At 59.5% G+C, this 4832-nt stretch carries 7 protein-coding genes; 1 reads left to right on the plus strand and 6 read right to left on the minus strand.

All coding sequences use genetic code 11. The features are described from left to right. The first annotated feature begins 356 nt into the window (after nucleotides 1–356). The gene (locus J0A65_RS21405) at nucleotides 357–695 is read left to right on the plus strand and encodes a hypothetical protein (RefSeq protein WP_206596361.1); all 339 of its coding nucleotides are present in this window, start codon (nucleotides 357–359) and stop codon (nucleotides 693–695) included. A 38-nt stretch (nucleotides 696–733) separates the two neighbouring features. Here the strand turns inward: J0A65_RS21405 and J0A65_RS21410 are convergent, their stop codons facing one another. The 6 genes from J0A65_RS21410 to J0A65_RS21435 all read right to left on the minus strand — a co-directional run. Beyond that, complete coding sequence (locus J0A65_RS21410) at nucleotides 734–1000, minus strand: hypothetical protein (RefSeq protein ID WP_206596362.1); 267 nt, start codon at nucleotides 998–1000, stop codon at nucleotides 734–736. Further along, a complete protein-coding gene (locus tag J0A65_RS21415) occupies nucleotides 997–1416 on the minus strand; it encodes a hypothetical protein (RefSeq protein WP_206596363.1) in 420 nt (139 codons plus the stop codon). Before J0A65_RS21415 ends, J0A65_RS21410 begins: the two co-directional genes overlap by 4 nt. Next, complete coding sequence (locus J0A65_RS21420; protein WP_206596364.1) at nucleotides 1413–1844, minus strand: lysozyme; 432 nt, start codon at nucleotides 1842–1844, stop codon at nucleotides 1413–1415. Before J0A65_RS21420 ends, J0A65_RS21415 begins: the two co-directional genes overlap by 4 nt. A 43-nt stretch (nucleotides 1845–1887) precedes the next feature. Next, nucleotides 1888–2574: a LamG-like jellyroll fold domain-containing protein gene (locus tag J0A65_RS21425; RefSeq protein ID WP_206596365.1), complete on the minus strand. Its 687-nt coding sequence runs from the start codon at nucleotides 2572–2574 to the stop codon at nucleotides 1888–1890. After that, nucleotides 2571–3521 (minus strand): DUF2793 domain-containing protein, encoded by a 951-nt coding sequence (locus J0A65_RS21430; RefSeq protein WP_206596366.1) that lies wholly within the window; start codon nucleotides 3519–3521, stop codon nucleotides 2571–2573. The genes J0A65_RS21425 and J0A65_RS21430 overlap by 4 nt, the downstream gene beginning before the upstream one ends. Continuing rightward, nucleotides 3518–4832: GTA baseplate fiber-binding domain-containing protein (locus tag J0A65_RS21435; RefSeq protein ID WP_206596367.1), on the minus strand; the 1315-nt coding region annotated here is incomplete at its 5' end. The genes J0A65_RS21430 and J0A65_RS21435, both read right to left, overlap by 4 nt.

The raw sequence follows: 4832 nt of genomic DNA on the forward strand, positions 1-4832 counted from the left end.
CAGCAACATGGTCAGGATGGTGTAGAGCAATTGCATGGCGCGAAACCGGCGGGAACGGGCGGGAGGCTGCGATTCTAGCGCCGTAACACTTCGCAGCGACAGCCACCGCCCAGCCGCGACATGACGTGGCATAATGGCCCGCCGTATTTCCCGGAGCTTCCGGCACGCCACTCATCAGAGGAAGATCAATGAGTTACGTCCTGTATGGCATCAAGGCCTGGGACACGGCAGCAATACGCAGATTCTCCTTAAATATCAACGCATTAGACCAATTTCGGCCACACACAAAGCGTCGTCTGACGTAACCACAGAATCAGGCATGTAGCCATGGTTTTGGGGAAACATTGGAGAGAGATATGAACGACAGAGAACTGCTGGAGATGGCGGCGAAGGCCTATGGGATAGAAGGCCTTGACTATCGCCAAGGAAGCGATGCCTTCTACTATGACGACGTGGAAGTCGGGCGGGATCAATGGTGCCCGCAAGACAACTGCAGGCAGTCTCTCGGAATGGCTGCCAAGTTTCGCATGGAGATCGACCACAACCACCCTGCCGATCAAGTGTTATGGGTTTCTGTTCGCGCTCAGGGCGAGCGGTTTTGCGCTGTTGAAGAGTTCGACCAAGAAGATCAGCGTCTTTCAGCAACATGTCTTGCAATAACCCGCGCCGCCGCAGAGATCGGCAAAGCGATGTAGCCCGCCTCGCCCGTCCTGGGCGACTGCTCTCCCCCCCCCTACTGACACGCCTCAATAGCAGCCTCAAGCCTGAGTTCATAGGCTTGGCGCTGCTTCCTTTCAGCCCGTAGCGCGCGCATCTGCTTGTCGATCGACGCGCCGATCGGCAGTGCGTCCACGGCGAATGCCGGCTTCTGCACGCGATCGGTTCGGCACGGTACCTGCACCGGTACCTCTACGCGCACGACTTGCGGCTCTGGCTGATCGGCAACCTGGCCGGCACACCCGGCAAGGACAGCGCATAGTGCGATCGCAACAACCCTCATAGCCCGCGCTCCCGCTTCAGTTCGTTGTCGAATGCCGCCGAGGCATCAGCGCACGCATCAGCCCCGATCGGCGTCTGCTCCTGCAAGACCTCCTGCGCTTGTCGATCGACATTGGTGGCGGCCGCCTCTGCCTTCTGCTGTTCTTCCTTGGCCTTGGCCGATCGCTCCTGCTCAGCCGATCGAAGAACAGCGATCGCGCTGTTCTGCTCGATCACCTGGCCAAGTAGCGTGGTACGGGTTGCGCGGCAGGCGCCAAGCTTCTCGGTGGCCTCCAGCAACGAGGACCGCTCGGTCTCAAGCTGGGACTGCAGGCTGTAGACGCGTACCTGCTGCACGCCGCCTACCACCAAGGCCAGCACCAGACCTGCAGCGCCGGCCCAGGCCCAGGACGGGAGCAGCTTTAGCCAGGTGATCATGACGCAGCCTCAAACATAGCGCGCTCGGCAGCACGGCGAGCGACGAGCCCCTTCAGCACCTTGCCGCCCGCCTTGTTCCAGCGATCAAACTGGGCGGCAGCGCCCAGGTAGTCGCCAGCATTGAGCAGGCGCGCCAAGGTAGAGTTGGCCAGGTTCCCTGCGCCGAGGTTGTAGGTGAACGACACCAAGGCGTCGAACTGGCTCTGTGTGAGCGGCACCTTGATGACGCGCAAAACCTGAGCCTCTACCTTGGTCACGTCATCGCGCAGCAGTTCTTCGGCGCGCTCCGGCGTGATCACCTGCCCAGGCTGTACGCCGGCAGTCGTGCCGTAGCCGATAGTCCACACGTCTGCCGGACACTTGTAGGCAGACAGGCGCAGGCCCTCGAAAGACTTGATCAGGTCAAGCCCTTGCTGTGATGTACGCATGATTTCTCCAGGCACAAAAAAGCCCGCTGCTGCGGGCATTTGATTAGCTGTCGGGGAACGCAGCAGTGGGGGGCGTGAAGTTCGCGGTATAGCGTGCCGCTTTGGTCAACCGGAACTCATCGATATGGCCAATGAGCGGCGAGCTTCCAGCCAGGTTCTGCCCAAGGCGAAGAATTGAGAATGTGTAATTGTTTGAGTCCGTGTAGTTCGAACCCTGCTGTACGCCGTTGAGGAAGACGCGCGTAACGCCGGACGCCTTACAAATGGCGAAATGGTAGAACACGTTATTCGCCATGGCTGATGTAGTTACCCGGGTCGCGCCATTCGCGAAAAAGACCAGGCTGCTTGACGAGTTCGGCTGAAACACCACAAGGTTTGTCGTAACGGTGCCTGCGCGGTTATCCAGCAGGGTTCCGCCCGATGCGGTGCCGAATTGGGTTCCCCTGAGAAAACACTCAAGGGTGAAGTCACCAGTCCCGATGCTTATTTCCGCATCCGAGCAATCAAGCCTGCCACCGCCAAACAAACCTGACGCGCCGCCAAACTTGCTGAAAGCGGTGTCGATCTCAACAGCGCCAGTTCTGCTCCATGTGCGGCCAGCGCTATCGGGGAAAGAAGTTGACCCATCGGTGCCATCGAAATGAAGCAGACTTGTGACGCTAGCCCATAGTGGGTCTCCACCACCTCCGCCTGCTGGCAGCATTTGCCCCGCAACAATGCCCGGAATCATGCGGCCACCGTTTGCCCGATAACATCCCATTCATCCTCAGCTACTCGCTTGAGGGTGACGCTCATGCCAGCGGACATAACAAGTGTTCCGCCGCTCGGAGTGTTCAGAGTCACTCCGGAACCAGGCGTCAAGGTAAGGTTTCCACCACCTGGCGCGACGCGAATATGGACCTCGGTGTTTGCGGCCCATGCTTCGGAAGACTGTTGCGCCACTGTGCAAGTCGAGGCTCCTGCGTTGGTGAACCGCACGTAGTCGCCCGCGTCGCTCACAGAAAGCGTCCTTGAGGTTGTCGACTCGGTAAGAACCGGTGCAAACGGCACGGTTCCGCCCGCCTGATCCTCATATACGAGAACGCCGCTGCGAACAACCGCTACCTGGCCCTCAGCGCCTATCGCCAATCTTGCCGGCGCGCCAGACGCACCACCGACGATAATGTCGCCCTCTGTCGTCATCGGGTTGGTCATCCCGCCAGACGTAGGCGCCTGCCAGACCGCAGTGGTGCCATTGCTGGTTAGAACGTAAGTTGCGGCCCCTATGGCCAGTCGCGTCGGCGCGCCGCTGGCCCCACCTAGAATCAGGTCGCCCAGCGTGGTCATGGGGTTTGTCATGCCGCCGCCCGCAGCAGTAACGTCAACCCATCCGGCACCGCCGCGAACGTAAAAATGCACGTTCGCCAGGTTGACGGCGTACCTGGCGTCGAAGAACGTCCACGTGCTATCCAGCCAACGGGCCAGTTTGTTTGCCTGGCCAGCCCATGCGCCTGTCGGAGCTGTGCCTACGATATAGCGGGCCCCGGATGCTGGGCTGACTGGAGGAGTGTTGTCTCCAACAGATACCACGGCGATCTGTAGCAGCGCGTCGATGATGCTGATCGACTCGTTCAGGCCTGCAGCAGGGTCAATGGTGTTCTCGGGGACGAACGTGATGTTGTTGTTTGCGCTGCTCATACGGTCACCGTGGCGGCCGGCCCAAGGCCGGTGATTGAGTTGATCTGCTGAACGCTGAGCGTTCCAGCCGCATAGGGAATGGTGATAAAGCGGTCAGTCGTGGTCCACGTCGACGCGCCAAGCGTGATCCTGAACCCGGTGAAGTAGGCGCCCATGGCGACACTTGCGCCACCGCCCAAGCGTCCTACGCCCTGCCAGGAAACATTGAGGTTCGACCCGCTGCGCACTGCCTTTAGGTATGCTGGCTGACGCTCCTGCTGCGAACGCCCCAGGAAGGTAACGGTGGTGGTCGGACCATCTGTCAGGCCGAATGATGTGACGCGGAATGTCAGTTCGCGGTTCAGCTCGAACAGCTCGGCTTCGACGAATGCCAGGGAAAGCTGATCCATCAGAACGAAGCGCTCGCCCGATGAGTGCGACACCGCAGCGGAGCCCTTCCTGCCACGCAGCAGCCCGGTAAGCTCCCACTCAGTCTCGCTGATCTGGTTGGCGCCAGAGAAGTTGATCAGCTCATCACCGATCAGCGCCAGGTTCGCTCGGTTCAGCATCTCAGTCATCGTGGCCGGGATCAGCTCCATATCGTCGCGCAGGAGCTGAACGGTGAGCGTATTCACGTCGTCGCGATACCAGTGGGTGTGCGCCGGCAAAGGAGCTGTCAGCGAGCCCATGACTGCGTTGCTGGTCGTGCTATCGCTATCGATCCAGTTAGCGCCGCCGTCCTTACTGATCTCGACAACAGCTCCTGTCCAGTTCAGTCCAACGCTGGAGACAGCCACGTAGTAACCAAGGGTATCGTCTGAACTTCTCAGGATGTGTGAGTCTATGAACTCCATCCGGCTTTCGCTGATCACCAAGCCAGGCGGCTCGCTCGGCTCAGAGATCGGTATGCCTTGAATCTCAGTCTCGTAGGCGCTTGCCCGATCATAAACGGCCTTGTAGTTCTGCTGGCCGTCGTCTATCTCGCATTCCGTGATCCGCAGACGCTCACCGTCAAGCAAGATTACATCTGCCGTAGTCAGCTCGAGCCAGCTGTCTGGAAGCGAGAATTTTTTCTCTCCACGCTGCTCCTCAATCGCAACCTTGTGGCTGATAACAGCAACCTTAGCGGCGTCATTGGCGCGCATGATCACCGTGGTTTCTGTCGTATTCTCCGAAACACTTCGGCTATCCAGGCTCCTGTCTGAAGTCTGCTTGTCGGCAGTCAGACCGCCTTCCGTGTCGTAATACTGCAGGTTGATGACCCGTGGCACGGTAATCGGGTCTCTGCGAGTAGATCGCTCGATTTCCTCGCCATCGTCGATCAGATCCTCA

The organism is Bowmanella yangjiangensis (assembly GCF_017255015.1).
Taxonomy (GTDB): domain Bacteria; phylum Pseudomonadota; class Gammaproteobacteria; order Enterobacterales; family Alteromonadaceae; genus Bowmanella; species Bowmanella yangjiangensis.